At 47.4% G+C, this 599-nt stretch carries 2 tRNA genes and 1 rRNA gene; all 3 read right to left on the bottom strand.

The window, feature by feature from the left end:
• Nucleotides 1–188: 188 nt before the first annotated feature.
• A tRNA-Ala gene (locus NWP14_RS27805) sits at nucleotides 189–264 on the bottom strand.
• 110 nt (nucleotides 265–374) lie between these two features.
• A tRNA-Ile gene (locus tag NWP14_RS27800) sits at nucleotides 375–451 on the bottom strand.
• Nucleotides 452–521: 70 nt separating this feature from the next.
• Nucleotides 522–599, bottom strand: a 16S ribosomal RNA gene (locus NWP14_RS27795); the annotation flags it as partial.

Below are 599 nucleotides of genomic sequence, written 5' to 3'. Positions count from 1 at the left end.
CGTAAAACAGTCCGCGTTGCGAAAATTTGAGAGACTCGAACACACCGCTTTTTCCTTTCTTATTACGGAGAAAGGAAACAGTGTGTCGTTTCAATTTTCAGCTTGATCCAGATTTTTAAAGAGCAAAACTTCGCAGTGCACCTTGTTCAGGAACACTCGGAAGTTTTCTTGTTTTGAGCAGTAAAGGATGGTGGAGCTATGCGGGATCGAACCGCAGACCTCCTGCGTGCAAGGCAGGCGCTCTCCCAGCTGAGCTATAACCCCATCGTAATGCTAATCTCTTGTACCGGTAATTCAGACTGAGACAAGGCGTGGAAGGACGAAGCATACTGAAGTATGCGAGTCGTTTCACAACGCAGTATTCAGGATGAATTTGGTAGGCCTGAGTGGACTTGAACCACCGACCTCACCCTTATCAGGGGTGCGCTCTAACCACCTGAGCTACAAGCCTGCAGAGATTTTTACTGCTTATTTTTCATCAGACAATCTGTGTGAGCACTACAAAGGCAGGTTCTTTCAGGTAAGGAGGTGATCCAACCGCAGGTTCCCCTACGGTTACCTTGTTACGACTTCACCCCAGTCATGAATCACAAAGTGGT

Source organism: Klebsiella sp. C349492 (assembly GCF_042055345.1).
Classification (GTDB): domain Bacteria; phylum Pseudomonadota; class Gammaproteobacteria; order Enterobacterales; family Enterobacteriaceae; genus Klebsiella; species Klebsiella scottii.
The sequence above is the reverse complement of the archived record's forward strand: the minus strand, read 5'-3'. Positions and strand labels throughout refer to the sequence as shown.